Origin of the sequence: Arthrobacter sp. MYb229, from assembly GCF_002975405.1 — a bacterium.
In the GTDB taxonomy this organism is placed as follows: domain Bacteria; phylum Actinomycetota; class Actinomycetes; order Actinomycetales; family Micrococcaceae; genus Glutamicibacter.
This window is the reverse complement of sequence record NZ_PCPS01000002.1, coordinates 779,450-806,445: the sequence shown is the minus strand read 5'-3', so window position 1 is coordinate 806,445 and position 26,996 is coordinate 779,450. Positions and strand designations below refer to the sequence as shown.

The following is a 26,996-nucleotide window of genomic DNA, read 5'->3' as shown; positions in this document are numbered from 1 at the left end:
TATCCTTGGAACGGCCATCACGCCGGTTGCTTCACTAAGGTGCGCTAATAAGACCTTCGTTCAGCATCCATTCATAGGCGACATCGGCGGGCTCGCGCCCCTCAACATCCACCTGGTAGTTCAGTTCCAGCAGCACCTCATCGGTCAGCATTGGCGCAATCTGCGCCATCACGTCTTTGACCCCGGGATTTTCCTGCAAGAATTCGGCGTTGAACGCTGGCGCCGCGTTATAGCTCGGGAAGTACTGCTTGTCGTCTTCCAGCACCGTAAGATCCAGCGCCCTGATGCGACCGTCGGTTGTGAACACCTCACCGAAGTTGCAAGCGCCCTCGGCGGTTGCCTGGTAGATGGCGCCCACGTCGTACAAACCGATGTTCTCTTCCTTGACTTGGCTGCCGCGGTCGATCCCGTAGTGCTCGAGCATCGGGGTCAACCCATCACGGCGCGAGTTGAACTCCGGGTCGACACAGAAGGTCAGCTCGTCCGAATCAAGTTTGGACATTTCCGAAAGCTTGGTGATGCCCAAGCGATCAGCCACCTTCCGGTTCATGGCCATGGCGTAGGTGTTGTTCAGCGGCGCCGGTTCTCCCCAGACGATGCCGTTGGCCACATCTTCCTCGCGCACCGCTTCCCACTGCTCTTCGGCACCGGCTACCGGTTCTTCATAGCCCAGATAGGTCAGCCATGCGGTACCCGTGTATTCCCACAAGGCGCTGGCGTCCCCGGAGAGCAACAGCTCGCGTGCCGGTTGGGATCCGGGCACATTTGTCAGATCCGTGACGTCATAACCGGCAACATCCAAGGCAATCACCGAGATTTTTCCCAAGATCAATTGCTCGGTGAATGCCTTCGAGGTGACGGTGACCTTGGCGTCATCGGCCAGATCTGGAATTTCTTCAATGATTCCCGGGTTGGCATCGGGCACCGTGCCGGTGGAGGGGCTCAGCCCGCAGCCTGTCAGGCCTAAAAGGGCCGCGAAGGATAGGGCTCCAAGTTTCAATTTCCGATTCATGAGAGTCCTTTCGGCCGGGCGACCTGTTCCACGACTCGTCCAAGCCAGTCGATGGTCAATGCCAGCAAGGCCACCAGCAGCGAACCTGCAATCAGCACCACGTTCAGATTCAGGTTCACCCCGGTGGTAATCAGAATTCCCAATCCTCCACCGTTAATGAAGGTGGCCAAGGTGGCGGTTCCTACCAGCAGCACCAAGGCGGTGCGGATGCCGGAGAGCATCACCGGGACCGCGAGTGGAAGCTCGACCTTGAACAAGACCGCCATCTGGCTCATGCCAATGCCGCGCCCGGCTTCCACCAGTCGTTCATCGACCTGTTGCAAGCCCACAATGGTGTTTGAAAGGACCGGGAGGATCGCATAGATCACCAAGGACACGATGGCCGTATTCGGACCGAATCCAAGCCAGAAGGCCAACAGCACGACCACGCCGATGGCCGGGGCAGCCTGGCCGAAGTTGGCGACGGCACGCACCCCGGGCGCCGCCTTGCGAAACGCTGGACGGGTCAAGATGATGCCCAGCGGAATCGCAATGATCAGCACGATCACCGCTGAGATCACCGTGATTTTCAGGTGATCCAGCGTATAGCCCCAAATGGTTGCCGGATCCAGCGTCTGCCGTTCGGTTTCCGTGAGGTTCGCGGTGACCAACCAGATCACCAGGATGCCGAAGGCCGCGGCGATGCCAAGGAGCTGGTAGATCAGCCCTCGTTTTTCGGCATTCATGAAGATTCACCACCGGTTTGACCGCGGTCCGTCTGGATGTCTGCCACATTGATGGCGCCGGAGTTCAGGCCTACCGGTGCATCGTGGTCATCGTCCAGGTTGGCGTTGCTCGCAGAGATCGCTTCCATCACCGTCTGCACCGTGATGATGCCCCGAAGCACATCGCGACGCCCGGTCACCAACGCAGATTCGGTGCTTGCCACCAGCATGGTGTCCAGCGCATCGTTCAAGGTCGCCTGCTCGCCGACAACCGGCAAATCCGGATCATAGGTGCCATCGATAATCTCCGCACGGGAGAGTTGGCGCCGGGTGAGCCGACGCAACGGGCGGCCGCGCGAGTCCAGGACCACCGCATATTTCCGTCCGGCGCCTTGCAGCTGCGAAAGCACCTCGGAAGCGTTCTTCCCGGCGGTGGTGGTGATGGCTTCGGACAGTTCCACCTCGTGCACGCGGGTCAGCGTCAACTGCTTCAAGCCGGCACCGGATCCAATGAAGTTCTCCACGAATTCGCTGGCGGGGTTGGCCAGGATGCGCTCGGGGGAATCGTACTGTTCCAGCTGTGCGCCTTCATTGAAGATCGCGATCCAGTCCCCCAGCTTCACGGCTTCGTCGAAGTCGTGGGTCACGCAAACGATGGTCTTCTGGACTTCCGACTGAATATTGAGCAGCTCATCTTGCAGACGCTGACGGGTAATCGGGTCGACCGCACCGAAGGGCTCGTCCATCAGCAACACCGGAGGGTCTGCTGCCAGTGCACGGGCCACGCCCACGCGTTGCTGCTGGCCCCCGGAGAGCTCCTTCGGGAAGCGGTTGCGGTACAGCTCCGGGTCCAGTGAGACCAACTCCAGCAGCTCGTCGACGCGCGCGGCAATCTTCTCCTTGGACCAGCCAAGCATCTTCGGCACCATCGCGATATTTGTCGCCACGGTCATATGCGGAAACAGCCCTCCGGCCTGAATGACATACCCGATGCGGCGACGCAGCTCGTCGCCATCCATGTCGGTGACGTCTTCGCCGTTGATCACGATCTCGCCGGAGGTCGGTTCGATCAACCGGTTGATCATTTTCAGCGTGGTAGTTTTGCCGCAGCCCGAAGGGCCGACAAACATCACGATCGAACCGGCGGGGATCTCAAGGGTGAGCCCACCGACCGCAGATTTCTTCTGGCCCGGGTAGGTCTTGGTGACCTCCTGAAGCATGATCGATGCCCCGGTGACGCTATTTTCGTTACTGGTTTCGACTTTATTTTCAGACACGGATACCTCGCGGGGTAGTCAGTCGGCCAATGCCGAGCAAGATCAAATCAAGAATGAGCGCCAGAATGACGACCCCGACCACGCCGGTGATGACGGATTCAAGGGAGTTTGCGCCACCTAGACGGGAAAGGCCGGAGAAGATGTAGCCGCCGAGTCCTGGGCCCAGCGCGTAGGACACCACTGCCGCCACGCCCATCACCATCTGCGCCGAGATGCGAACCCCGGTGAGGATCACCGGCCAGGCCATAGGCAGTTCAACGGAGATCAGCGTTTTCATGCGGCTCATCCCGATGCCCTTCGCCGATTCGACGACGGTGGGTTCGATGTTGTTCAGCCCCACAATGGCATTGCGCAGGATCGGAAGGGCGGCGAAGAATGTCACCACGATCACCGCCGGCAAGACGCCGAAGCCGAAAGGCACAATCAGCAGACCGATCAGTGCGAAAGATGGGATGGTCAGCCCGATGGCGCTGATTCCGTTGGCCACTCCGGATAAAGATTTACTGCGATACACCAATACGGCGATCAGCACGGCAATGATCGTCGCCAGGACAAGGCACTGGGCTACCAACCACAAATGCTGCCAAGAGGCGAATAGAATTTGGCGATATCGCTCGCCGAAAAAGTCACCCACATTAAGACCTGCTTCACTTTAGTTTCGTTTCAACCACTGACTCGGAGGAGGTTCCTCGCCTCAGCTTTTCTCCCAAGTTTACGTGGCGATGCACCACTCCCTTAGTACCGTTTTGATAAACCTCTGCTTGACTTGGCCGAATATGAGTGTCGTTTTGGCCTATTTAGCCCCCTCAGCAGGCTAGCCAAGACGGTGCGGATGTAGTGAGATAGGAACATGAAACTAGCTACCGTGCGACTGACCACCGAACCGGGCCTGACGACAGCGGCCGTCATCGAAGAGGGCCGTCTTTACTATCTGGAAAATCTCGCCAACGTTCAAAAATTCTTGCGCCTCGATAATGCAACGCAGCAAGAAGTCGTCGCCCGGGCGCTGGTAGGCGATTCGATCGCCGAAGGCGAGGCAGACTATGCCGCACTGATCCCAACCCCCGCCAAGGTGTACTGCATTGGGCTGAACTACCGCAACCACATCGCCGAGGTGGGAGCGGAAGAACCTGAGTTCCCCACGGTCTTCGCGAAGTTCGCCTCCACGCTCTGCGGAGCAAATGACACCGTCGAAATTCCTGCCGAAGATTACCGGATGGACTATGAGGGTGAGCTGGCCATCGTCATCGGCAAACCCGGACGCCGGATCTCGATCGAAGACGCGGAGAATCATATCGCCGGCTACGCGGTCTCCAACGATGTCTCCATGCGCGGCTTCCAGGGACGAACCACCGAATGGCTGCAGGGCAAGGCCTGGGATAAGTCGACTCCGGTGGGTCCATGGTTGGTCACCTCCGAAGAGTTCACCCCGGGAGCCAAAATCACCACGAAGGTCAATGGCGCGGTAGTCCAGGAAGACTCAACCGATGATCTGGTGTTCTCCGCGGCCGAGCTGGTCTCCTACCTGTCGGTGATCAACGAGCTGCAACCCGGGGACCTAATCCTCACCGGCACCCCAGCGGGCGTTGCCTTGGGACGCCGCGACGAGCATGGGCGACGCCCGTGGCTCAAGGCCGGTGACATCTTGGAAACGAGCATCGAGGGGCTCGGCACCTCGGCGGTCAAGTTCACCTCCGCCTAGTACTTTCAGGATTCCAGTTTCCCCGAGCCGCACCCACCGGCTCGGGGAAACGTTTTAACCTCGAATGCGACACGAAACAGCGTTTGTGACTTGACTCTCACCATCACGTAGGATGACTGAGGATGTCACCTACGATGACAGTCATCATCGCTTCTCACTCGCATCGAAGGATCTAGAACTCATGGACTCATTGGGAACACTCTTCGGAGATATCTCCTCGGTCATTTGGGGACCGTTTGTCCTCATCCCGTTGCTCTTGGGCACCGGCCTCTACCTCACCATCCGCCTCGGCGGATTGCAGTTCATCAAACTCATCCCGGCACTCAGGCTAGGAATCTTCAAGCGCAAGGACCCGGGCGCCGATGGCGACGTCTCGCAGTTCCAGGCGCTCACCACCGCACTGGCGGCCACCGTCGGGACGGGTAACATCGTCGGCGTTGCCACGGCCATCGGCATCGGTGGCCCCGGCGCGTTGTTCTGGATGTGGGTCACCGGCCTGCTCGGCATGGCTTCGAAGTACACCGAAGCCTACTTGGGTGTCCGTTTCCGCGGCACCGACACGGCTGGTGAAAAGTCCGGCGGTCCGCAGAACTACCTTGAGCGCGGCATCAAGGGGCCATTCGGCAAGTTCCTTGCGCTGTTCTTCGCTATTGCGGCGACCCTTGCCAGCTTCGGCATCGGCAACATGACCCAGGGCAACTCGATTGCAGCCAACCTGGAGAACTCCTTCAACGTGATCCCATGGGTCACCGGCGTGGTTCTCACCATCTTGTCGATCGCAGTTCTGGTCGGTGGCATCAAGTCCATCGGCAGAGTCACCGCGGCATTCGTTCCGGTAATGATCGTGTTCTACGTGGCCGCAGCGATCTTCATCTTGATCTCCAACGTCAGCGGCATCCCAGCTGCCTTCGGCCAGATCTTCACCGACGCCTTCACCGGCTCCTCGGCGGTCGGCGGATTCGTCGGCTCGGCCATCATCATCGCCATCCAGTTCGGTGTGGCTCGCGGTATCTTCTCCAACGAATCCGGCATGGGCTCGGCAGCTATCGCCGCAGCCGCGGCGCAGACCACGCACCCGGTTCGCCAGGGCCTAGTCTCCATGACCCAGACCTTTATCGATACGATCATCGTGGTCACCTGCACCGGACTGGTCATCATCACCACCGGCACCTGGAAGCTGATCGATGAGGCAACCGGCGAACAGATCGCCGCCTCGCTGATGACCGGCGAGGCATTCACCAACGGCCTGCCGGGCGAATGGGGCCACTGGATCGTGACCCTGGGCCTGGTCATGTTCGCCTTCTCCACCATCTTGGGCTGGTGCTACTACGGTGAGCGCAACATCGAGCGCCTCATTGGCCGCAAGGGCGTCATGCCTTTCCGCGTGATCTTCTCGCTGGTCGTGTACGTTGGCTGCACCACCGAGCTGACCCCGGTCTGGAATTTCTCGGACATGATGAACGGCCTGATGGCCCTGCCAAACCTCATCGGCTTGCTGATCCTCTCCGGCATGGTGGCTCGCGAAACTCGCTGGTACCTGAAGAATGACCCGAAGTTGGAAGCCAACAAGGACCAGATCGAGGACTTCATGTCCGGCCGTCCAGGCTGGGCCGAGTGGAAGGCCGGCAACGTGGTTGGCTCTTCGCACCATCGCGGAGCACACGAAGTTCAGGATGATCCAGAGCCTCGACGCTAAGCGCTAAGCAACCGCACCGCGCATTGCGAGGACTGCCGCTGTATCGGCCCTGTCGGGCCGCTACGGCGGCAGTCCTTTTTGCTGCTCAGCGCATACGCAGTTGGCTGGTCCCACCATCGCGGGAGCAGCCGTCTTCCGGGTCGGAGCCGTCAAAAGGCTGATGCCCGAGGGATTGACGCCGCTTTGCTCCAGCGACGGCGCACGACGTGATGGCCCAGAGCCGAAAATTGCCTGACAGCCAGCTCAGGGAACCTCCAGCGCCGGGCCAGTCTCGACAACTGCTCTCCTAAGTCGGCGAGCTATTGCCACAGATTATGGAGCCCGTAGATCTGACGGTGACGCAGCCCACTCAGTGGAAAACTTCTGCGATATAAAACAGATTTTCTAGATATAACCGTAGATTATTCGGCAGAGCCCCGCAAAACCCGTTGTAAACTCTAATCTGGTGAGTAACTACTACGGCGAGCATCGTCCCGATATCGATTCGATGTCCTTGCCCGACATGTCTCACGAGAGGACTGACTGCCATGATCATTGGTGTCCCAAAGGAAATCAAGAATAACGAATTTCGCGTCGCCATGACACCAGCCGGCGTGTCCGAGTTTGTGACCCGCGGCCACGATGTGATCGTCGAAACCGGTGCAGGCGTCGGCTCGGGGAATGCCGACGAGGCCTATCTCGCGGCCGGCGCGCGCATCGCCGCCGGCGCGGATGCCACCTGGGCCGAGGCGGAGATGATCTTGAAGGTCAAGGAGCCGATCGCCGCGGAGTACCATCGCATGCGCTCCGGACAGCTGCTGTTCACCTACCTGCATCTGGCCGCCTCGCGAGAGTGCACCGACGCGCTGCTGGCCGCCGGTTCCACCGCCATCGCCTATGAGACCGTCGCGTCGGGGCGCACCTTGCCGTTGCTGGCTCCGATGTCCGAGGTCGCCGGGCGCCTTGCGGCCCAGATTGGTGCCGTCCAGCTGCAGCAGCCCAACGGCGGCGCCGGCGTGCTGATGGGCGGCGTGCCCGGTACGCGCCCGGCCAAGGTTGTGGTGATCGGCGGCGGCGTGGCCGGCACGCATGCGGCCACCATCGCCATGGGGATGGGGGCCGACGTGACCATCATCGATATCAACCTCTCCCGGCTGCGCGAAATCGATCTGGCTTTCATGGGCCGCATCAAGACCCTGGCCTCGCAGCGCCTGTCGATTGCCTCCGAGGTGGCCGCCGCCGATCTGGTCATCGGTTCGGTGCTGATCCCGGGCGCGGCTGCGCCAAAGCTGGTCACCCGCGATATGGTCGAGCACATGCGCCCGGGCTCCGTGCTCGTGGATATCGCAATCGACCAGGGCGGCTGCTTCGAAGGTTCGCGCCCGACCACGCACGCCGAACCGACTTTCAAGGTCCACGACGCCGTGTACTACTGCGTGGCCAACATGCCCGGGGCCGTCCCGCAGACTTCCACCGCGGCACTGACCAACGCCACCCTGCCCTATGCGCTGCGTATCGCGGACAAGGGCTGGAAGCAGGCGCTGCGCGAAGACGCCGGTCTGGCCAACGGCCTGAACGTGCACGACGGCCAAGTGACCTTCAAATCGGTGGCGGACGAATTTTCCCTGCCCCACTTGCCCATCGAAGAGCTGCTGGGTACGGCGTCGCTCGTCTAATTCGCGGCGACCGAAGGGGTATCTAGGCCCGCTCGTCGTGGCACGGCCGGTGAATGCAGATTACCGGCCGTTCCATTGCGCACGAGAGGTAATGGAGTGCAGTTGCGGACTAGGCGTTCCACAATCCGTAGGAGTCGGCCAGATCTGCGATCTTCTGTGCACGGGCTAGACGCGGCAGGTAGGAACCGTCGCCTACCGACGCACCGGCCGCGTGAGCTTCGAGCAGCTCCATGGCCCAGGACAGTTCGTCCTCGCTTGGTGCGAGTGCGGCGTTGATGCCGTCGACGTGGTCGCGGGAAAGGGAGAGCTTCCCGGTCATGCCCATCGATGCGGTTACCAGGGTATCTTCGGTAACCTTCGCGGCGCTCGCACCGGCAGGCGGCGGGCCGTCGATAGCGCCGGGCAGCTTACCCACGCGGGAAGCCATGACGAGCTTGCCTCGGGCATAGGCCAGGGCCAACGGGTCATCGGAGACACCGGTGTCCTTGCGGAAGTCGTTCACGCCGAAGGCCAGGCGGAAGGTGCCCGGAGCCGAGGCAATGTTCGTGGCGTTTTCGATGCCTACGGCGGTTTCGATCAGCGCGAGCACCGGGGTGCCTGCGCGCAAGCGCATCGCGGTGTAAGTGACCTGCTCTGGTTTTTCGGTCATGGCCAGCATGACCCCGCGCAGGCCCGGGGTTTCCGCGAGAGCCGCGAGATCATCGGCCCAGAAGTCGGTGTCGGTGCCGTTAACGCGCACCCAGGCGGTCATGCCGTTGGATAGAGCGCGCACCACGTTGTCACGGGCGAAGGCCTTTTTGTCGTCCGGAACGGCAGCTTCCATATCAAAAATTACCGAGTCCGCTTCACAAGCTAGGCCGGGTCCGAAGTCTTCTTCTTTGGCGGCGTTGACCAGAAGCCACGAACGGGATAATTTTGCTGGGAGAGCCGCAGCGCGACGATTTCGGAAAGCCATAATTACAAGCCTACTCACTTTTCTGGCCGGCCTTCCACCGACACTCATCCACAAGCACTACTTGCACCGCATCCCAAATTTGGAGTGAAACATGACCGCGTGTGGTCAGACCAAGGGTCGCTAATTGCACGGGTTTTGTCCGGTCTCCAAAATGCACCCCTTCTGCCATGCGAGGGCAGCTCATGAACGGAGCACTGCGTGTCGCCTCGGCCGAGGAAACTCATCGCCTACAAGAACTGCAAGATACAGAACGAGGCTTTTTCAGTCGCGATATTCGACAGCTGATGATTCGTGGAACGGGCGGCACAGTGTGCGACGGCCCCTCGGTCAATGATGCCTTGAAGATCCTTGGATTCAAGCAGTTCTTCGCCATTCGCGCCTTGGATCAGACGCTGCCGAACAAGCTGGACTACAAGATATTCTCTGAATCCGCGGGGTCACCTGCTCGGAGCATGGATTGGGTTTTCAGCAGATGTTCCCACTTGTTCCATTCGGTGGTGGCTAGGATCGCGAATGTGTCCGCGATCGCACAATGCACTGGATTCTGTTGGACAGAGCAAAAGCCGTGGTCCCCGGTTTCAGGCCGCATCTTGCCGACTGCGGGACCAAGGTTGCGCGGGGCGAAGGCTTAGGGTGAAACCGAATCCTAGTTCCCACCGGCCAAGAACATCGCTGTATGGACGTTTCTCGTTGTGGGGCTTGTCATGATTGTTACAGGCTCTGCCTCCGTAACCGGGGCATGGTGGCTTGTTCCCCCAAGGAATCATGGGTTTGGTCGCGGAGTCCAGATTGCAGCCTTCGCCCTCGTCGGAATCGGCGGCATGGGGTCACCGCAGCGGAAGATAAGGACCCAGAGAACATACTCCGTCAGGCCACCGTTGTCGGATCGTTTGATCCTTGCAGGATCAGCCGCTGGTGTGGTGGATTTCGCGGTTCTCAACTCCGCATGTTTGGTACGCGTTGGGGGAACTGTTCCGCCTCTTCGCTACTGAATGCCCAAGCGAAGTCGGGCTACATGTCTAAGTGTTGCGGTAGTTCCCCGTACTCAAGGTGCAAGACAATATGGGTGCACCCCGCATGGCACAGTTCTACCTTGGCGTTCGTCCTCTAGGCCGGGGGCACGCAGATCGATAACCTCATGGCCCTTCTGGTCACGCGGCCACGGTTTCTCGTAGTGCGGGTCGCCGTCGCCCCTGAAGATCCGTAGTTCAATGCGCCTACTCAATTGCGTGCAGTGCACGCGGAATACACGTCCATGAGAACCGGAACACCGACGAATCCAGAGTTGCCAGGCCGTTTTGTTTGCTGAGGGTCTGCCCCACCAAGACGTGTCAGAGCCGCAGCCGGTGCCATCCCTCCTGGCGGCTTCGGCCAACAGCTCAGGTGGTGGCGGCCAGGAATCGATGATGTGAATTTCCAATGCCGTCATCGCGGTACCGTAGCGCACAACGGCCTCCAACAGGTGTGCGCCGGCATCAGGGAGGCGCATGAAATAGAGCAGCTGCTGCCCGAGGTAGTGGGCAGTATGCTGGTGCCCGAAGATTTCACCGGTTTTAATGACCCGCTGGGCCAATGGATTCAGCAGCTCGCAGGTTGTCACCATATCCAGGCCTCGCACCAGGAATTCCGGGTGCCCGTGTGCGGTCAGTCCGACGGTGTAGCCGAAGGTCTTGGTCGGGTCGGGGTTTTCGATGAATTGCACCGCGTTGCCGTACATGCGAATCGTGTTTGTGATCTGCAGTTCGACTTCTTCGTTTGAAAATCCATCACATTGCAAGCACATGGCTGGTCTCCTTGGGCTTCGTCCTATTGACACTCCAAGTGTTGACCCGCAGCTGAGCTTGGCGACAAGCAACTCGAAATTTGTGGATAACTCCGGCAGCATCTCTGGACAACTTTCGATCGACCGCTGGCCGACCTCTCGTTGGCCTGCATCCGTGCCGGGCAGCCAGCGCACCTCGAATAGCAGCATGATCAAGTAGTACCTATCCGAGAAAAGCAGGAAATCAAGTGTCCCGCATGCGCGCCAAGCGAGTATTTTTCCGCCTAGCTTAAGTTCTAACAATTCATTGCGTATTCGCGGGCGCCTTGTGTCATTGCTCGCCTGTCACGTGCTGGGTGGTAGTTGGGAAACGCGTGGGGAATTCCTGCGCCACGCTTCAAGGACAGCGCCCCGAACTTCACCAACCGGCGCGCAGAAGCCACGGGCCTTCGGTTCGCGGCCACCTACTCGCTACCGATTCAGGAGTGAACAATGAAGCGATTACTCGCAGTGGCCGCAGTGGCCGCACTTTCCGCACTAGGTGCTGTCGCACCGGCCAGCGCGGCCCCGCCTGCTGGCGCGGTATGCCCAAGTTGGGACACCGGGCATATCGACGGTTCCGGCGGCGGAACGGCAACCATCATGGCCCCCGAGGGCATGGTCATTACTGCCGTCTGCGTCAAGGCAGGTTCGGCCAAACAAGGCAATGGACCCGAATACACATACTATGATCCGGGAGTTTCCAGCGTGACCAACTGGCATTCCTCGGGCAAGGATATTTCGCATTATTCGGTGATGTACTCGGACGGCGGCCCGATCAGCTAGCGTACGGATCTTCCTGCGATCTGCCAGTTCCCGCGCATTCCGTGCGTGGGAACTGGTTTTCCCGGTCGTACACGGCATTCCCGAGTGACTTCATCTATTCAGCTGGCGGGGCGGTGCACTGGGTAATCTGGAGCAACCGTCACACTGCTTGTGCCGCGAAGGCGCGCTCGCGCGGATGCTCGTGGTTGGCGCATCTCCCGAGCACGGTTGGCTCACCGCGTTGACCCGCAGCATTCCCCGCATGCCGCCTCTGGCTGGCTTTCGTACCTCCCGTCACCGCTTGGTTCGGATTTACGCAGTTTCACGGTGCCAGCAGCGAATCCGAACAGAGCCGGCGTTTCAAACAAGGCCTCCTACCCCATGGAGCAACCTGACTATGAGTGAGCCAGAAAGTGTCCATGCACAAGTGCTGCCCCTGGCGAGAGTCACCGCCGCCCGTCCAGCGATAACTAGCCTTAAACGACGCAGCGCACCTGCTCTCGCCGTATCGGTCTGAGCAGGTGCGCTGCGTTGCGTTGCGCAATAAGCCTACTTCGCGTTCTTAGCTTCCGCGGCCACCGCGGCGGCAACGGCCGGCATCACACGGTCGTCGATCGCCGAAGGAACGATGTAATCCGCGGCGAGGTCCTCGCCGACCAGATCGGCGATCGCGTGTGCCGCGGCCACCTTCATCGCCTCGGTGATCTTCTTGGCGCCCGAATCCAAGGCACCACGGAAGATCCCGGGGAAGGCCAGCACATTGTTGATCTGGTTCGGGAAGTCGCTGCGTCCGGTGGCCACCACGGCCGCGTAGCGCTTGGCAACCTCCGGCATGATCTCCGGGGTGGGGTTCGACAGGGCGAAGATGATCGCGTTCTCGTTCATCTTGGCCACCGCTGACTCATCAAACTGCGAGGAGGACAGCCCGACAACGACGTCTGCTCCGTCCAATGCCTCGGCGAGGCCGCCCATGACGTCTTCACGGTTGGTGCGTGCCGCCAGTTCCGCCTTGACCGAGTTCAGGTCATCGCGGTCGCGGTGGATGGTGCCGCGCGAATCGAGCACGATCACATCATCAACGCCTGCCTGCAGCAGCAGGTTGGTGACCGCGACACCGGCCGACCCGGCACCCGAAACTACAACCTTCAGCGAGCTGATTTCTCGCTTGGTCTGGCGAGCAGCACCGATCAGGGCCGCCAGCACCACCACAGCGGTGCCGTGCTGGTCATCGTGCATGACCGGGCAATCCAGGGCTTCGATCAGACGCTTTTCAATTTCGAAGCAGCGCGGCGCCGAAATGTCTTCGAGGTTGACCGCGCCGAAGCTTGGGCGGAGGCGGATCACGGTTTCGACGATTTCATCTACGTCGGTGGTGTTCAACACCAGCGGGATCGAATCCAAGCCGCCGAATTCCTTGAACAATGCGCTCTTGCCTTCCATCACCGGAAGCGATGCGGCGGCACCGATGTCGCCGAGGCCAAGGACAGCGGTGCCGTCCGAAACGACGGCGACCATGCGTGAGGCCCAGGTATGGGTGGCGTGCATGGCTGGGTCATCGGCGATCGCCTGGGAAACCTTGGCTACGCCCGGGGTATATGCAATGGAAAGATCGCGCTTGGAATTCAGTGGCATCTTCGACTGAACGGTGAGCTTGCCGCCAAGATGGGCGTTGAAGATCTCTTCGTCGGTGATGGTCTTTAGGTCTTTGCTGGCTTCAATAGACATTGAAATACTCTACTTTCAAGAAAGTTCTGAATGACGAAAACGCAGTACCCACGAAACTTGTGGCATAGCGTAGGAACGCGCATGACCATTCATCCGACCGCAAAGGAACCCGAACCAACGCATTTAAGGTGGACATCAGGCTTCCATCTACACAATTCCCGCGGCGTCGTTGCCAGGTAAGGCGAAACGCTCCGTCGCGGTGTGCCGGATGATGGTTGGTCAGTACTTTCTTTAGACCTACAATTTCCACCATACGGGAACCGCTGAACGTGGCACAACCCCCGTTCGTCGCATTCGGTCTTATCAGCAGGCGGGAGCACCGATTGAAACGACAACGCTCCCGCCTGCTCATAAGTTCCAAGCTAAGCCGACGCCACTGGCCTGACTTGGGCAGATGCTAGATTCACCAATTCTTCATTCAACGCCATTTCAAGTCGATGCTTGAGGCCCTGAGCCTGTTGCAAACCCGCTAGGTTTTCCATCTCGTCATAATCGTTCCGATGATCATAGAGTTCGTAGGTATCGGTACCGAAATACTTAGTCAGCCTCCCTTCGGGGGTGATGACCGAGCGCATGCGAACCGGCGCAGGCAGTCCCTCCAGTGAAAACGGCTGGTCCTCTTCGATCAGCAAAGCGCGTGCACCGTCGCCGACACGTAGCTCACCGTTTTCTGACAGGCTCCGCCCCTGGATTCCTCGGAATGCTGGAACCTGTGCCAGATCCATAAATGTCGGGGCCAGATCGGCGCTGGAAATCAAATCGGCCCTGTGCTCTGCGACCTTCTGCCCGGGCATGTGAATCAACAGCGGGACCCTCGTGACGGCTCGGTAATGGACGAAGTGCTTGAGCATCAATCCATGATCGCCGAAGAGGTCACCGTGGTCGGAAGTAAATACCACAATGGTGTTATCTGCCTGCCCAGTTTCTTCCAGAGTCTGAAGTACTTCGCCAATTTGCTCGTCCATAAACTCGATCAGGCCATACTGAGCGGCGGCTGCCATCCGATATTGCGTCTCCGTCACCGAAAACGTCATGGTTGGATCTCCGTTGGGTTGCCCGCGTTGAGCGATCATCTTCCGAATGTGCTCTGGAGAACGCGAATGGTCTTGGCCGAATCCAACCGGAAGCGACAAACTGTCGGGGTCGTACCGACGCGAGTATTCACGCGGCGGGGCAAAGGGATGATGCGGGTCGGGAAAAGAAACGAACATGAAAAAAGGATCGTCTTCGCCAGCTGCTTTGCGCACCTGCTCGCTGGCCTTCACCCCGATATACCTAGTCGGGTGTGCAGAGGCAGGAATCGATGACGTATAAACTTGTTCCCAGCTATCAAGCACATTGGTACCGGCTTTTGAGCCGCCCAGCAACTCGGGATCTATGCCTTGTTCGCGGGCCCAGTGAGCCCAATGTCCGCCCGGAGCATCGCCATGCCCAATGACAAGGTCTACATTCTGATAACCGTAATAGTCTTCGGGCATCGGAATGAACGAAGCAGCATGACGTTCCCGGTTTTCACACTGATCCCAGCCTGGTTCTCGGAGTCGGTTAAATGCATCGGGCAATCGAGGGTCCATCAGCCCCGGAGCACTGGCCCTGATCTGTTCAAGCTGTTCTGGCTCAAAGTCCCATCCCATGTTCTGGTGGTGTAATTTTCCTACCGCTGAGGTTCGGTATCCACAACTGGCCAGTTGGCGAACAAACGTCGAAGCCTCGGGATCAACGGGAATACCGTTGTACTGCGTGCCGTGCGCGCTCGGCCAGCGTCCTGTCAGCAGGCTGGCCCGGTTGGGCATGCAGGTCGGATTCGCCACATGTGCGTTCTCGTACACGGTGGACCGTTCTGCTAACCGATCGAGGTTTGGGGTACGCACTTCATCATTTCCATATGCTCCCAAATGGTCTGCACGTAGTTGGTCAGCAATGAAAACTAGAATGTTTGGGCGCGTCACCTCTGGTCCGCTCATGATTCGGACTGCCGAATCAATGACAGGACCTTCGTGCGCAGACCGGAGAATTCCGGTAATGCACGGCTGGTGATCTGATTGCGCGGCTGGGGAAGATCGACGGGCAAGACTTCGAGGACTTGGGCCGGCTTGTTGCCGATGGCAACAATTCGATCCGACAAATAGACAGCTTCGTCGATATCGTGCGTGACGAGCAAGATCGTCATTCCTAGCTCATCGCGGATCTTCAGGCATAAGTCCTCCAAATCGAATCGGGTCTGCGCATCCACCGACGCGAATGGCTCATCCATGATCAGGATCTCCGGGCGGTAGGCCAATGCCCGAGCGATCGCCACACGTTGCTGCATCCCGCCCGAGAGCTGCCATGGATAACGTTTCGCTGCGTGGGACAGTCCTACTTCATTCAGCGCTTCCTCGATCCGAGTGCGAACCTCGGCCGCTGGGAGATGCAAATGGCGCAGCGGCAGGAGCAGGTTTTTCTCAACTGTCAGCCACGGCATCAGCGACCGCGAGTAGTCCTGGAACACCAACGCCATCTCGGCCGGTGGGCCGGAGACTTGGTGTCCATCGATCTTCATGGTCCCGCCGCTTGAAGGCTGAAGTCCTGCCAAGCACTTGAGCAGGGTGGTTTTGCCGACGCCCGAAGGCCCAACAATGCACACCACTTCGCCAGCATGTATCGAAAACGTCAGGTCTTTGATGACCTCAACGGATTTCGGTCCGTGTCCGTATGTTTTGGCAAGGCCTTGAACTTCTAGTCGCGCGACAGGTGTGGACCCTGCTTTGGGCTGTGTAGTGGTGGGGATGGTGGAGTTCACGATACCTTCTCCATTTTCTTGGATCCGATGTACCAGGACAGTGCCCGGTTTTTGACGAGGTCGAAAAGGACGTTGCTCAGAAAGCCGATAAGGCCGAGTAAGAGTATCCCGGCCCACATGTCAGCAGCCATGAAGGTCTGTTGCGCAAGCAGGGTCATCGCGCCGATGCCCTGTGCGGTGCCCATCATTTCGGAAGCGATCATCACAATGAATGCCACTAATAAGCTAACTTGCATGCCTGCGGCAATCTGTGGACTGGCCGAGGGCAGATACACCGACAGCAACCGGTCTTTGCGATCGAGCCGGTAGACGGTGCACACGTCTTTCAACGAAGCATCTACAGCCTTGATCCCATCCATGGTCGCGATCAAAGTCGGGAAGACCGCAGCGATCACGATTGATGAAATGCGCATCTGGTCGGTGAAACCGACCAGAGTAATCAGGATCGGAACCAGAGCCACCGGCGGAATACCACGTAGCAGGTGCAACGATGGCTCGAACAAGACGCGCAGAACTGGCACCGTAGCAAGGATGAATCCGATGACCACACCGAGCACCGCAGCCAGGGCGAAGCCGATGATCAAGTTACGCATGCTCGGGATGATGTCACTAACAAAGTGTTCAAAAATCCATAAGTCGGCAAAACGAACCAAAATATCACTCAACGGCGGGAAAAACGCATTGGTCGACTGGCTGGATGCCTTGAACCACGCGAGGATCAGCACAAAGGGGGCCGTGATGGCCAAGGCTAGGTTGAATAGGTGGCGTTTCACTTTACGTCCTCCCGGAAGGCCGGGTGCCAATGAAGCACACGTCGTTCGATCATGCTCGAAAGATTCTGGGCAACGAGCCCCAACACACCAAGCACCAGAACCAGCGCGTAGGTTTGCGGGAAATCCCCGGCAGACTGGGAACGATAAATCGCGCTTCCCAAGCCCGGCGCTCCGCCGAGCAAACCTGCAACCACCACTATGATCAGGGCCGCGGGGGCTCCGATGCGTACGGACGTACCGATGTAAGGCGAAGCTGATGGAAGGGTGACGCGCAGCAGGCGTTCGACACGGCCCATCCCGTAGGAACGGGCAGTACTCAGCGCCACCGGGTCGGTGTCGTTTACTCCCGCAATTACCTGAATAGTGGTTGACAGGACGGTTCCGAGCAGCACTAGGGCGAGTGCCATGGTATTTGTTGGGCCCCAGATCATCACGCACAGCGGCAGCACGACGATCGGCGGTATGGGCTTGAAGAATTCGGTTACAGCCAGAGTTGCATATCGCACCCAATCGATGGTGCCGATCAGAAGGCCGAGCATCACGCCGGCAACCACCGCGATGACCATGCCCAAGACCGCGAGCCAGATAGTGGTGAAAGTGTCGGTCCAGAATTCGGGATTACCGAACAGGGCGAAGAGCTCGATCAGTGTTGCGGACACCGTTGGAAGCCCATTCCCGAAAGTTCCGCGGATCGCGGCAAACTGCCACAGCCCGAGTAGCAAAACAGCACCGAGGATCCCGAAGCCGAACTTGGCTGCTGGCGACTCGTAGTTGATTCCACGAGCCTCATTCTGGTTGCCGGGCTTTTGCGAGAGCGTCTGCCCGTCTCGTCTACTGGGCACCGTGGATGAGCGTTTCATCAAGCCCCACCTCCTGGCTCAGGTACCCAAGGTTGACCAGGTTGGAGTCGACACGCTGCAAGTCCTTGAGTTCAACGCTGCTCGGCCAGTACGGATCGGCGCCGTTTTTGATAGTTTCCAAATCGAGGCTGGTAATTTCTGAAGCCAGTTCGTCCATCTCATCCAGGTGTTCGTTGGCGTAGGCGTTTGCCCTATAGATAGCGCGTTGGAAGCCGGCAACGCTTTCGGGTTCTTCGGCTATCTGCTTGGCCCCAGCCACCCATAGCCCTACGGCCCCGGCCTCAAAAAACTCGATTCCAGGGCTTCCGAGCAGCTTCATTCCCTCAGCTTGTGCGTTAGTGGTGAAAGGTGCCACTAAACCGGCCGCATCGACGCGTTCTTGCTGCAACGACTGCAGTGAGCTGGCAGGATCCAGCACCATCCAATTGATGCTCGCGGGGTCTCCCCCGTCCTTCAACACCATGTTGGCCACGGTGACCTCAAGCTGTGCCTTGCGGGCGGGCACTGCAATCCTTTTGCCCGCTAAATCGCGCGCGCGGGCAATGCCGCTATCCGGCCGTATGAACAACCCCGTATCATCGGATTTTCCCGGGTCCTTGCCTTCCAAGGCCTCTGTTGCGTAGCCGTCCGCTGCCGCAATGACGTTTAGTTCTATATTCTGCGAAAGTGCGTTTATGAGCGGGATCGACGGGGTGTAGGCAACGTCGAGCTGACCGGATTGAGCCGCGGCTATTCCAGCAGGCGGATTCGCGACAACCGTTGTCTCCACGTCCAAGCCCTCCTCGGCAAAGTATCCCTTGTCGATGGCCGTCTGGATAGCGGCGTCCGAGCCTATCCCGATGACACCGACGGTGAACTTCTCCATCCCCCCATCTTCTCCGTCGGCGGTGCCGCTCCCTGCGGAGCACGCCGTCAGAGACAGGGCCAGGGTGAGGGTCGTAGCTGCTGCTAGAGCTCGTTTTTGCATTTTGGTACCTTCGATGTCTTTCTCAATTGAGCGAGTTAAGTCGGTACACCACGTCGCCGTTGACTATGGTGTGGGTTGTAGGGTTCTGCGCAAGTTGCTGGATGTCCGTCGAAAGCGGGTCGCGCAGGATACAAAAATCGGCGACCTGACCCACTTTGATGCTTCCTTTGTCTTGCTCCGCGTGGTCCTGCCAGGCTGGTGTCTGGGTCATCATGGCCAATGCCTGTGCCAGACTGATTCGTTCACTATCGTCCGCGCCCGGTCCCGCACTGGTATCGCGGGTAACCGCCGAGATGATGCTGTTGCGCCAGTCCGGATTGGTGACCGGCGCATCGGAGGCCAACGAGGCCGCTACTCCCCGCAGTGCTGCCGTGGCCAGTGGCTGCTGCATGGTGAATCGATCTGGCCCTAGTAGCCGACGTATGAGCGTGCCCGCTTCGGCACGGATTTTTGGGTTGGTGCTGTATCCCATGCCGGCTCGTTGCACCCGGTCCAATAGCTCATGATCCCGGAAGGCGCCGTGGATGATGTAGTGGCGATTTCCCCGCGGCCCGGCTTCGACATCGAGCTGTTCCACCGCTTCGATCAGAGCTTCGGTGGCGGCGTCCCCGGTCACATGCACCCCGGCTTGCAAACCAGCCGCCTCGATCTCGGAAATGATTTGTCGAAATTCTGCGACTTTTTCCGCGTCACTGTTCCCCCGGAGCACGAGGGCTCCATGCCCATGTCCGCATGGGAGTTGGTATTCGTCGTGGAACCACGAAGTTCCCGAACGCGGGATACCATCGGCGAATACTTTTACCCCCGCGATGCGTAAGCGAAGTGGATCTATCCCTTTCGCAATGGTTGGAAGATCTCCTGCCAGTCCGGTTCGCACTGCTTCCAGTGATTCACCACCAGTGCCCGAAAAAAGTAGCAGGCAGTTCAATCGCAAACTAAGCAGCCCCTCGTGAGCCAAATCTGCAAGAATCTCCAACGACTGCGTGCCACAGCTTGCGGCCATCAAGGTGCGGCCGCCGGGTCCAAGACCTGGTTCCGTGAGCGAAGTGATCCCGAGAGAGTGCAGCTCTTGTTGGTGTTTTATGAAGGCCGTACGCAGCTGATCTTCGGTGAAACTAGGCAGCCCGTCGTTTACCAGCTGCATGGCCGCATCGCCGAAGAGCCCGCTGGGTGAACCATCCGCGAGTCGTCCAATCACCCCACCAGGCACAGGTTCATCTATGTGTTCCAGACCCAAGATCTTCAAGCCCACGGCGTTTACCAGGAGTTGATGGCCCGTCGTATCGAAGGCGACTACTGGCCACCGGCTGTTAGCTGCCAGCAGTAGTTCGGAGTCAACGCTACCTAGCCGGACTTCGTCCCAGCTTGCGGCACGTACCCAGCCGCTGGCGTCGGGTTTGGCCGTGTCCAGGAGCTTTGCAACCTCGGTCCAGTTCGCTGCGGTCGCCACCGAGAGGTGTGCGTGGCGGATCATCGCGCTGGCGGAGAAGTGCAGATGCCCGTCGTTCAGTCCAGGCAGGATGGCTCCTCCACGAGCATCGATGACCGTGGTTTCCGGCCCGGCCAGGCGAAGCAAATCTTCATCTCCAATGGCAATGATCCTGCCATCCCGGACGGCTACGGCACTGGGCCGTCCATCGCAATGCGCAGCATCGATGTCGGCTGCGAGTCCGATGCCAGGAACTACACCCGAGTGGATAACCAACTGAGCCAGTTCGTCAGCCATGGGTCCCCCTTTCTTCCAATTTCCCGCATGCCGTGTGATGCGAGTAACAACTCCAAGTAGTATGTCGTATGACTTAGTCATTTGACCAGCTTTGTGGGAAAATTAATTTAGGCAGCCTCCATGAAGGGCCCCAGCCGATCGGCTAGAGTCCAAAAGACAGTAGTGATTTGGGACAGGAACTATGGCGCGCATATCAGTTGAAGACCGCAGCAGGCAATTCATCGAAGCAGCGGCACGCGTAATTGCCTCGGAAGGGATCGCAGCAGCCACCACCCGGCGCATCGCCACCGAGGCCGGCGCGCCCTTAGCCGCGCTACATTATTGCTTTCGCAGCAAAGATGACCTGCTAGACGAGGTCTATAACCACCTCAGCCGCGACTACGCTCGTGATCTGGACCCAATACCCGATTCCGTGGGCCTTGACGAAGCCGTAGACCTGCACATACATCGCGTCTGGCGGCGCATGCTCAACGCACCTCATGAACAGGTCACGACCTTCGAGCTGCTGCTACGCACCACTCGCCTTGCCGACCCCGAAGACATTGCTGCATCCAACAAGATCAACCGGTCAATGTATGAGGCATGGGTTCAGTCCACCAGCGCTGTTTTCCGCAAGGCCGCCACCAGCTCGAACACCGTTTTGAAAGCTGACGTTGAGACAGTCTCCCGCATGCTAATCGCCAGCATCGACGGCATCAACCTTCAGCATCTTTCGGATCCCGACCTAGATCGCTCCGCACTGCTCATCGACCAGCTATGCGCCACCATCAAGTTCTTATTGCACTCGCAAACAAACTCTTCGGATAGCTGATGGCTTGCTGCGCGCCTCGACGCAATGAACCGACACCTAGCCCACCGGCAGATGCTATGCAGATACCGGCCTGCACAATCATGAGCGACCGGCCGATGCGGCTGGTCGACGTGCCAGGCGGCACCTTCATGATGGGCGACCACTTTGATGAGGGGTATCCCGCCGATGGCGAGCGTCCGGTTCACCGGGTATCGCTGCCAACGTTCAACATGGATGCATCCCCGGTTACCAACACCGAGTTCTCGCGATTCGCACTAGCCACTGGATACGTCACAGAGTCAGAGCAACTTGGCTACTCGGCTGTTTTCCATGCCTACCTGAATGCACCCGCGAAGGAGGTCATGGGGAAGGTGGAAGGTACCGACTGGTGGCTGGGCGTGCGCAACGCCAGCTGGCGTCACCCCACTGGTTCAGGCTCCCACTGGCAGGATTTGCCAGATCACCCCGTCGTGCAGGTTTCTTGGAACGATGCCTTAGCCTACTGTCATTGGAGCGGCAGAACCCTGCCCACCGAAGCGCAGTGGGAATATGCCGCTCGCGGACTAAAGCCAGGGCAACGCTACCCATGGGGAAATCAACTCACCCCGGATTCGGTCCACCAATGCAATATTTGGCAAGGCAATTTCCCGCGAGAAAACACTTTGCAAGACGGTTATCTCGGAACTTCACCAGTGGGCAGTTTTCCACCGAATCCGCTGGGACTCCTCGATATTGCTGGCAACGTCTGGGAGTGGTGCCAGGATTGGTTCCTGCCCAAGTACTATCGCAATAGCCCGGAGCTAAACCCCCAGGGGCCAACTATCGGACGGGGTCGGGTCATGCGCGGAGGATCCCACCTTTGCCACGAATCTTACTGCAATCGATATCGAGTTTCCGCCCGAAGCTACAACACGGCCGATTCCGCCAGCAGCAACACAGGTTTCCGAACAGTTGGCCTGCCCGCCTAGGCCAGTCGCTCGCCACCACACCTCACTTCGGGCAAGATGAATACATGGCATCACCTACTTCCGCCCTTGGTCGGGTTCGCACCTTTGAAGCGCTGGATGAGAAAACTACGCAGCGGCTGCATCGCGCCCTAGCGGAGTCCAGCGACACTACGGTCTTCGTCAATGGCACGGCACTGCAGCTACCCAAGGACGCCCATGACGCGTTACTTGAGGTGCTCAATCGATTCGCGGCAGGCGAGTCCGTCAGCATCGGGACAACCGAATTATTGCTCAACACCTCGCAGGCCGCGCAGATGGCTGGGATCTCGAATTCCTACCTGCGCAAGCTAGCCGATTCGGGCATTATTCCGGTGGAGTATCGCGGAACGCACCGACGCATCCGACCTAGCGACGTTCAAGCCTGGCTGGATCAGCGCCCGGCAGCGGGGTCCGAAAACAAGGAATAGCACCATATACAAAGCACCGGTTCTTGTCATCTGGTAAATTTCCTGCTGGAATACCAAAGTAGCCTAATAGAAAACTTTGCTCGCATGCCACCGCATGCACAATTGTTCTTCCCGTTACCCACGGGCAGATGCCGGTCGAGGAGGACCATGTCAACGAACCAGTCAGTCGACGCACTGCGCACGACGCACGAAACGCTTTTCTCCGATAGAGCTGCCGGGATCAAGCAGTCCGCGGTACGCGACGTCTTCGAGCTGTCGTTGGATCCTTCGCTGGTTTCGCTGGCCGGCGGCAACCCTTACCTCCAGGTCCTGCCACTTGAAAAGATTGGCGAGATCTCCAAGCGGATCATCACCGAACAGGGCCATGTCGCATTGCAGTACGGCTCGGGACTGGGTACTCCAGAATTGCGGTCGCAGATTCTCGAAGTCATGGCAGCCGAGGGAATTACCAACGTTTCGGTAGAAGACGTTGTCATTACCAACGGTTCGCAGTCGGCGCAGGACATGGCCTGCAAGGTATTCTGCAACCCCGGCGACACGGTACTGTGCGAAGACCCTACCTACGTGGGCGCGCTGAACTCCTTCGAGGCCTATCAGGTGAAGGCAGCCCCGGTGCTCACCGACGAAAACGGTTTGGTTCCGGACGCGCTACGGACAAAGATCCAAGAATTGCGTGCGGCCGGCGAAAAGATCAAATTCCTCTACACCATTCCGAACTTCAACAACCCTTCTGGCATCACGCTGGCCGCCGAGAGGCGCCCAGAAATCGTGGACATCTGCCGCGAAGAAGGCGTGCTGATCCTCGAAGACAATCCTTACGGGATGCTGCGCTACGAAGGCGAAGCCGCCCCGACCCTGCGCAGCCTAGACGAGCAGAACGTCATCTATATGGGCTCCTTCTCCAAGATCCTCTCCCCTGGGTTGCGCATCGGCTGGGCCGCGGTACCAACTCACCTGTTCCGCCGTTTCTACCTGGCTGGCGAGGCGGTGGCGCTGTGCCCGCCAACGCTCAATCAGATGATCATCAGCGCCTACCTCGAAGAGCATGACTGGCGCGGGCAAATCCAGACCTACAACGAGCTCTACCGTTCGCGACGCGATGCAATGCTCGAAGCCTTGGCCAAATATCTTCCGGCAGGGATCACCCATACGCACCCCGAGGGCGGATTCTTTATCTGGCTGACCCTTCCGGCCGGAATCGATACCTATGAGCTATTGCAGGAAGGCGTGAAAGCCGGTGTAATCTTCATTCCCGGCGCCGCGTTCAGCTCCTCGGAATCGGCGCACCACAAGCTGCGCCTGGCCTTTTGCGCGGTGGATGAACAGACGATCGCTGAGGGTGTGCGTCGTTTGTCGGCGCTGCTGGAAACCGAGATTTCGAAGCTGCAGAAGTAGCTGGATCCGCCGGGCGCTAGGCGCTGGCGATGTCCAGCAAGGCCTGCTCCGTGGGGCTCAGCGAGTGGCTGTGTACCCATATCGCACGAAATTCACGGAGCAGGCTCGGCCCGTCGAAGGGGATCTCAACTAGATTCCCAAGCCTCAGCTGGCTCTCGACGGCGAGCTGGCTCAGTACCGCCGGACCCATGCCCGCGGCCACGCACTGGCAGATCGTTGAGTTGCTGTTGAACTCAGCGATCGGTTCGGGGCGTTCAACGTGGGCGATATAGTCCAAAAACGCCCTTGTGCCAGAACCGTCCTCGCGTTCGATCAGCGGCGTGCTCTGCAGCTCATGGAGACCGAGCGGCGTTGTGCGTTGTGCCCATGGGTGCGATGGGGCGGTAACCACCACCATCTCATCGCTCCATACCTTGTGATAGCGCAGAGACCGCGGAACTTCAGGTGTCTCGACGAAGCCGAAGTTCATTTCGCCGTTTTGAACCGCCGAGATTACATCTTGCGAGTTCATGATCCGCATCCGCGGCTTGACCTTCGAAAACCTCCGATGCAGCGTGCCGATCCACGTTGGTGCGAGGTATTCGGCCACGGTCATGCTGGCGCCGAATGCGAGCTCGGATTCTCCCGGCGTGGCGAGCGTGCGTGCCCCGGCAGCCAGGTTTTCCAGCGAAATGAGCACCTCCCGAGCCCACTGCACCGTGAGCACGCCCTCGGCTGTCAACGTTGAGCCGGTAGTCTTCCGGATGACCAGCGGATAGCCCAAGCGACGCTCGAGGGTTTTCAGCGCCCGCGTGGCGTTAGGCTGCGCAATCCCGGTAGCCCGCGCCCCGGCGCTGAGGCTGCCATGGTCCGCGATGCCTACCAGCAAGGTCAGCGATGAGACCTGGATCCATTGGGCGATATCCTGCATGACATTCGAATGCTGATCCATATCATGATCATATGCCCGTGATAGCGAATCAAGGAATACCGGCCGCAAGGCTCGCGTGAGAAGTTGAATATATGCCACAGAACAGTCAGGCCCCGGGAATGAATGAGCAGCACAGTCCCGCAAACTCCTCCCCCCATCCACCGACGGTAGGCAAACTCCGGATGGTGCTCCCCGGTCTCGCGGCCTGCCTGGCCACCGGCTTACTGTGCATATTCGCCAGTCAATTCCTCAACGGGCTCAGCGCGCTCTTGCTGGCGATCATCCTCGGCGCAGTGTGGCGCAATGTCGCACCGGTCCCGCAGGTGCTGGATCCGGGCATAGCCATCGCTTCGAAACAACTCCTGCGAATGGGTATCGTGCTGCTGGGTCTGCAGCTTTCGCTTGGGACGATCCTCGGCTTGGGCCCCGGAGTTCTGCTGGTAGTTTTCCTCTCCGTCTCCGTCACCTTTGCGCTGACGTTGTGGATTGGCGGCAAGATGGGCATGGATCTACCGCAACGCCTACTGATCGCCACCGGATTTTCGATTTGCGGCGCGGCTGCGGTGGCGGCGGCCGAAAACGTGACACGGGCCAAGCAGGCTCAAGTGGCCACCGCAATCGGTTTGGTCGTGCTTTTCGGAACGCTGATGATTCCTGCCATGCCATTGCTCGGAGCCCTGCTAGGCCTGGACGATCGCAGCACCGGAATGCTAATCGGCGCTTCAACGCATGAGGTTGCCCAGGTTGTAGCCGCCGGCGGTTCGGTGAGCGCCGCGGCCCTGGCGGTGGCAGTGACCGTGAAGCTCGCACGCGTAGCCCTGCTGGCCCCGATCATCGCCGGGCTCGGTATCTACATGCGCCGCAAGCACTCGGTAGAAGGCGGCAAGAATCCTCCGCTCGTGCCACTTTTTGTCCTGGGATTCATCGCTGCCATGCTGTTGCGCACCACCGGCCTGCTCCCAGATTCCGCCCTCTCGATTGCGCAGAGCGTACAGACGTTGCTGCTTGCGGCCGCGATGTTTGCGCTCGGCCTTGGTGTGCACCTCCGCAGCATCGTGAAATCCGGTGGCCAAGCGTTGCTCCTGGGCTTGCTCGGCACGCTGATCATCGTATGCGTCGCTGCTGGTGGAACCATGCTCTACCCGCCCGCATAGGCCCGAGGTCCAGACATCTGCCCCGAACAGGTCACGGGCCCCGCTTCCAGCGCGGCCAACGGTGTCCTTGCCGAGAATACTTGCGGGCGGATGACGCCGATGATCTTGACCGGCGAGGCTAGTCCACCCGGCCTCCGAAGTCGCCTGCGATATCCTTCGCCGTGCGAAATAAGGCCGGGAGCATGGTTTCGGAAATCGTCGACGCGTCGGCGCGGCCCGACTGTACCGACACGTTCAGCGCTCCGAGCAGTTGGTTTCCACGGCGCACCGGCACCGCCAACCCGCGCAGCCCTTCGTCAAGCTCCTGGTTGACCAGCGACCAGCCCTGCTCCGCTACTCGTTCCAGTTCCGCGCGCAACTCCTCCAGGCTGCCCACCGTATGCTCGGTGTAGCTGCGCAGTTCAATGCCCTGCAAGAAATCTTCGCGTTCTCCGGCGGTCAGGTTCGCGATCAGCACGCGACCCATCGAGGTGACCCAGGCCGGGAGCCGGTTGCCAATCGAGACGTTCATCTGATGCAGGCGCGGAGCCGAAACCCGCTCCACGTACAAGATGTCTTGGCCTTCGAGGACACATAGGGAAGTGGTTTCATCCAGCTCGCGAGCCAATCGCTGCAGGTGTGAAATCGCGGCACGCGGCAAGGTGAGACCCGAAAGGTACGAAGCGCCCACATCCAGCACTCGTGGAGTCTGCTGGTAGGTGTTCCCAACGACCGCGAGGTATCCCAGGTCAACGAGGGTGAGCAAGAACCTGCGGGCAGAGGCACGCGTCTGATCGGTAGCCGCTGCCACCTGCGAGACCGTCAGGGCCGAGTTTTCGCCTTTGAACGCAAGAAGCACCGCCAAGGTCTTCTCCGCCGACTTAACGTAATAGTCAGGCTGCTCCGCCACGATAGGGGTCCCCATTTTCACTCAGTTATCTTGCCGCTCACATG

The 26,996-nt window shown here is 59.3% G+C and carries 24 protein-coding genes; 9 read left to right on the top strand and 15 right to left on the bottom strand.

Annotated elements, in window-relative coordinates; translation table 11 throughout:
• Positions 1-34: 34 nt before the first annotated feature.
• The 4 genes from CQ019_RS10040 to CQ019_RS10025 are packed head-to-tail and all read right to left on the bottom strand — an operon-like array spanning position 35 to position 3,627.
• On the bottom strand, positions 35-1,012 hold the full coding sequence (locus CQ019_RS10040) for a glycine betaine ABC transporter substrate-binding protein (RefSeq protein ID WP_105569604.1): 978 nt from the start codon (positions 1,010-1,012) through the stop codon (positions 35-37).
• On the bottom strand, positions 1,009-1,737 hold the full coding sequence (locus tag CQ019_RS10035; protein WP_105552855.1) for an ABC transporter permease: 729 nt from the start codon (positions 1,735-1,737) through the stop codon (positions 1,009-1,011). The genes CQ019_RS10040 and CQ019_RS10035 overlap by 4 nt, the downstream gene beginning before the upstream one ends.
• Positions 1,734-2,936 (bottom strand): ABC transporter ATP-binding protein, encoded by a 1,203-nt coding sequence (locus tag CQ019_RS10030; protein WP_105552854.1) that lies wholly within the window; start codon positions 2,934-2,936, stop codon positions 1,734-1,736. Before CQ019_RS10030 ends, CQ019_RS10035 begins: the two co-directional genes overlap by 4 nt.
• 49 nt (positions 2,937-2,985) lie before the next feature.
• Entirely contained in the window at positions 2,986-3,627 is a 642-nt protein-coding gene (locus CQ019_RS10025; protein WP_105569603.1) for an ABC transporter permease, read from the bottom strand.
• A 216-nt stretch (positions 3,628-3,843) separates the two neighbouring features.
• On the opposite strand from CQ019_RS10025, the gene CQ019_RS10020 reads away from it, so the two are divergent.
• From CQ019_RS10020 to ald, 3 genes are all read left to right on the top strand, one after another.
• Positions 3,844-4,695: a fumarylacetoacetate hydrolase family protein gene (locus CQ019_RS10020; protein ID WP_105569602.1), complete on the top strand. Its 852-nt coding sequence runs from the start codon at positions 3,844-3,846 to the stop codon at positions 4,693-4,695.
• Positions 4,696-4,876: 181 nt separating this feature from the next.
• Positions 4,877-6,391: a sodium:alanine symporter family protein gene (locus tag CQ019_RS10015; RefSeq protein ID WP_105552851.1), complete on the top strand. Its 1,515-nt coding sequence runs from the start codon at positions 4,877-4,879 to the stop codon at positions 6,389-6,391.
• Between the two features lie 527 nt (positions 6,392-6,918).
• Positions 6,919-8,046 (top strand): alanine dehydrogenase, encoded by a 1,128-nt coding sequence (gene ald / locus CQ019_RS10010; RefSeq protein ID WP_105552850.1) that lies wholly within the window; start codon positions 6,919-6,921, stop codon positions 8,044-8,046.
• 109 nt (positions 8,047-8,155) lie between these two features.
• On the opposite strand, the gene CQ019_RS10005 is transcribed toward ald, so the two are convergent.
• The gene (locus tag CQ019_RS10005; protein ID WP_105552849.1) at positions 8,156-9,001 is read right to left on the bottom strand and encodes a CoA ester lyase; all 846 of its coding nucleotides are present in this window, start codon (positions 8,999-9,001) and stop codon (positions 8,156-8,158) included.
• A 1,045-nt stretch (positions 9,002-10,046) separates the two neighbouring features.
• Entirely contained in the window at positions 10,047-10,973 is a 927-nt protein-coding gene (locus CQ019_RS09995; protein ID WP_219844254.1) for a DUF4262 domain-containing protein, read from the bottom strand.
• Between the two features lie 282 nt (positions 10,974-11,255).
• Between CQ019_RS09995 and CQ019_RS09990 the strand changes: the two genes are divergently transcribed.
• Positions 11,256-11,588, top strand: a complete 333-nt coding sequence (locus CQ019_RS09990; protein ID WP_105552847.1) for a hypothetical protein — start codon at positions 11,256-11,258, stop codon at positions 11,586-11,588.
• Between the two features lie 528 nt (positions 11,589-12,116).
• On the opposite strand, the gene CQ019_RS09985 is transcribed toward CQ019_RS09990, so the two are convergent.
• The 7 genes from CQ019_RS09985 to CQ019_RS09955 form a co-directional block, all read right to left on the bottom strand.
• A complete protein-coding gene (locus CQ019_RS09985) occupies positions 12,117-13,292 on the bottom strand; it encodes an NADP-dependent malic enzyme (protein WP_105552846.1) in 1,176 nt (391 codons plus the stop codon).
• 362 nt (positions 13,293-13,654) lie between these two features.
• On the bottom strand, positions 13,655-15,256 hold the full coding sequence (locus tag CQ019_RS09980) for a sulfatase (RefSeq protein ID WP_105552845.1): 1,602 nt from the start codon (positions 15,254-15,256) through the stop codon (positions 13,655-13,657).
• Positions 15,253-16,074: an ABC transporter ATP-binding protein gene (locus CQ019_RS09975; protein ID WP_258133881.1), complete on the bottom strand. Its 822-nt coding sequence runs from the start codon at positions 16,072-16,074 to the stop codon at positions 15,253-15,255. The genes CQ019_RS09980 and CQ019_RS09975 overlap by 4 nt, the downstream gene beginning before the upstream one ends.
• Positions 16,071-16,820, bottom strand: coding sequence for an ABC transporter permease (locus tag CQ019_RS09970; RefSeq protein WP_258133501.1), 750 nt, complete (start codon positions 16,818-16,820; stop codon positions 16,071-16,073). Before CQ019_RS09970 ends, CQ019_RS09975 begins: the two co-directional genes overlap by 4 nt.
• Positions 16,821-16,843: 23 nt before the next feature.
• A complete protein-coding gene (locus tag CQ019_RS09965) occupies positions 16,844-17,707 on the bottom strand; it encodes an ABC transporter permease (protein WP_105552843.1) in 864 nt (287 codons plus the stop codon).
• The gene (locus CQ019_RS09960; RefSeq protein ID WP_105552842.1) at positions 17,679-18,674 is read right to left on the bottom strand and encodes an ABC transporter substrate-binding protein; all 996 of its coding nucleotides are present in this window, start codon (positions 18,672-18,674) and stop codon (positions 17,679-17,681) included. The genes CQ019_RS09965 and CQ019_RS09960 overlap by 29 nt, the downstream gene beginning before the upstream one ends.
• Positions 18,675-18,696: 22 nt before the next feature.
• Positions 18,697-20,400, bottom strand: coding sequence for an amidohydrolase (locus tag CQ019_RS09955; protein WP_181148384.1), 1,704 nt, complete (start codon positions 20,398-20,400; stop codon positions 18,697-18,699).
• A gap of 181 nt (positions 20,401-20,581) precedes the next feature.
• Between CQ019_RS09955 and CQ019_RS09950 the strand changes: the two genes are divergently transcribed.
• From CQ019_RS09950 to CQ019_RS09935, 4 genes are all read left to right on the top strand, one after another.
• On the top strand, positions 20,582-21,211 hold the full coding sequence (locus CQ019_RS09950) for a TetR/AcrR family transcriptional regulator (RefSeq protein WP_105552840.1): 630 nt from the start codon (positions 20,582-20,584) through the stop codon (positions 21,209-21,211).
• A 56-nt stretch (positions 21,212-21,267) separates the two neighbouring features.
• Complete coding sequence (locus CQ019_RS09945; RefSeq protein WP_258133500.1) at positions 21,268-22,158, top strand: formylglycine-generating enzyme family protein; 891 nt, start codon at positions 21,268-21,270, stop codon at positions 22,156-22,158.
• Between the two features lie 44 nt (positions 22,159-22,202).
• The gene (locus CQ019_RS09940; protein ID WP_105552838.1) at positions 22,203-22,604 is read left to right on the top strand and encodes a helix-turn-helix domain-containing protein; all 402 of its coding nucleotides are present in this window, start codon (positions 22,203-22,205) and stop codon (positions 22,602-22,604) included.
• A gap of 147 nt (positions 22,605-22,751) precedes the next feature.
• On the top strand, positions 22,752-23,999 hold the full coding sequence (locus CQ019_RS09935) for a PLP-dependent aminotransferase family protein (protein WP_105569600.1): 1,248 nt from the start codon (positions 22,752-22,754) through the stop codon (positions 23,997-23,999).
• 16 nt (positions 24,000-24,015) lie between these two features.
• Here CQ019_RS09935 and CQ019_RS09930 read toward each other — a convergent pair whose 3' ends face one another.
• Positions 24,016-24,930: a LysR family transcriptional regulator gene (locus tag CQ019_RS09930; RefSeq protein WP_105552836.1), complete on the bottom strand. Its 915-nt coding sequence runs from the start codon at positions 24,928-24,930 to the stop codon at positions 24,016-24,018.
• A 71-nt stretch (positions 24,931-25,001) separates the two neighbouring features.
• Here CQ019_RS09930 and CQ019_RS09925 point away from each other — a divergent pair, with 71 nt between their 5' ends.
• Entirely contained in the window at positions 25,002-26,063 is a 1,062-nt protein-coding gene (locus tag CQ019_RS09925) for a YeiH family protein (protein ID WP_258133499.1), read from the top strand.
• A 118-nt stretch (positions 26,064-26,181) separates the two neighbouring features.
• Here the strand turns inward: CQ019_RS09925 and CQ019_RS09920 are convergent, their stop codons facing one another.
• On the bottom strand, positions 26,182-26,952 hold the full coding sequence (locus CQ019_RS09920) for an IclR family transcriptional regulator C-terminal domain-containing protein (RefSeq protein ID WP_105552986.1): 771 nt from the start codon (positions 26,950-26,952) through the stop codon (positions 26,182-26,184).
• Positions 26,953-26,996: the final 44 nt, after the last annotated feature.

Bases quoted from the DNA above. Each gene is read 5' to 3' on its own strand.
- CQ019_RS09945 (WP_258133500.1), top strand. From the start codon at position 21,268: ATGCAGATACCGGCCTGCACAATCATGAGCGACCGGCCGATGCGGCTG.
- CQ019_RS10030 (WP_105552854.1), bottom strand. From the start codon at position 2,936: ATGCTTCAGGAGGTCACCAAGACCTACCCGGGCCAGAAGAAATCTGCG.
- CQ019_RS10020 (WP_105569602.1), top strand. From the start codon at position 3,844: ATGAAACTAGCTACCGTGCGACTGACCACCGAACCGGGCCTGACGACA.
- CQ019_RS09995 (WP_219844254.1), bottom strand. From the start codon at position 10,973: ATGCTGCTATTCGAGGTGCGCTGGCTGCCCGGCACGGATGCAGGCCAA.
- CQ019_RS09930 (WP_105552836.1), bottom strand. From the start codon at position 24,930: ATGGATCAGCATTCGAATGTCATGCAGGATATCGCCCAATGGATCCAG.
- CQ019_RS09980 (WP_105552845.1), bottom strand. From the start codon at position 15,256: ATGAGCGGACCAGAGGTGACGCGCCCAAACATTCTAGTTTTCATTGCT.
- CQ019_RS09985 (WP_105552846.1), bottom strand. From the start codon at position 13,292: ATGTCTATTGAAGCCAGCAAAGACCTAAAGACCATCACCGACGAAGAG.
- CQ019_RS09940 (WP_105552838.1), top strand. From the start codon at position 22,203: ATGGCATCACCTACTTCCGCCCTTGGTCGGGTTCGCACCTTTGAAGCG.
- CQ019_RS09935 (WP_105569600.1), top strand. From the start codon at position 22,752: ATGTCAACGAACCAGTCAGTCGACGCACTGCGCACGACGCACGAAACG.
- CQ019_RS09990 (WP_105552847.1), top strand. From the start codon at position 11,256: ATGAAGCGATTACTCGCAGTGGCCGCAGTGGCCGCACTTTCCGCACTA.
- ald (WP_105552850.1), top strand. From the start codon at position 6,919: ATGATCATTGGTGTCCCAAAGGAAATCAAGAATAACGAATTTCGCGTC.
- CQ019_RS09965 (WP_105552843.1), bottom strand. From the start codon at position 17,707: ATGAAACGCTCATCCACGGTGCCCAGTAGACGAGACGGGCAGACGCTC.
- CQ019_RS09950 (WP_105552840.1), top strand. From the start codon at position 20,582: ATGGCGCGCATATCAGTTGAAGACCGCAGCAGGCAATTCATCGAAGCA.
- CQ019_RS10035 (WP_105552855.1), bottom strand. From the start codon at position 1,737: ATGAATGCCGAAAAACGAGGGCTGATCTACCAGCTCCTTGGCATCGCC.
- CQ019_RS09960 (WP_105552842.1), bottom strand. From the start codon at position 18,674: ATGCAAAAACGAGCTCTAGCAGCAGCTACGACCCTCACCCTGGCCCTG.
- CQ019_RS10005 (WP_105552849.1), bottom strand. From the start codon at position 9,001: ATGGCTTTCCGAAATCGTCGCGCTGCGGCTCTCCCAGCAAAATTATCC.
- CQ019_RS10040 (WP_105569604.1), bottom strand. From the start codon at position 1,012: ATGAATCGGAAATTGAAACTTGGAGCCCTATCCTTCGCGGCCCTTTTA.
- CQ019_RS09925 (WP_258133499.1), top strand. From the start codon at position 25,002: ATGCCACAGAACAGTCAGGCCCCGGGAATGAATGAGCAGCACAGTCCC.
- CQ019_RS09955 (WP_181148384.1), bottom strand. From the start codon at position 20,400: ATGGCTGACGAACTGGCTCAGTTGGTTATCCACTCGGGTGTAGTTCCT.
- CQ019_RS10015 (WP_105552851.1), top strand. From the start codon at position 4,877: ATGGACTCATTGGGAACACTCTTCGGAGATATCTCCTCGGTCATTTGG.